The organism is Saccharothrix sp. ST-888, from assembly GCF_000955975.1.
GTDB lineage: Bacteria > Actinomycetota > Actinomycetes > Streptomycetales > Streptomycetaceae > Kitasatospora.
The window spans coordinates 1-274 of the sequence record NZ_JYJF01001056.1; the positions used below are offsets into that span (position 1 = coordinate 1).

At 71.9% G+C, this 274-nt stretch carries 1 protein-coding gene; it reads left to right on the forward strand.

What is annotated here, in order from left to right:
• Nucleotides 1-274, forward strand: a 274-nt coding sequence (locus UK12_RS35585) for an acyl carrier protein (RefSeq protein ID WP_045307368.1), incomplete at both ends; no start/stop codon positions are given.

The window sequence follows — 274 nt, forward strand, 5'->3', positions numbered from 1 at the left end:
GTCGAGCTGCGCAACGAGCTCAACGGCGCGACGGGTCTCCGACTGCCGGCGACGCTGGTGTTCGACTACCCGAGCCCGGTCGCCCTGGCGGCCTTCCTGCTCGCCGAGCTGCTGGGCGACGAGACCGACGCGATCGGCACCGCGCCGGTGCAGTCGGCCGGATCCCTGGACGACCAGCCGATCGCGATCGTCGGTATGAGCTGCCGCTACCCCGGCGGCGTGGAGTCGCCCGAGGACCTGTGGCGACTGGTGTCCGAGGCCGGAGACGCGATCT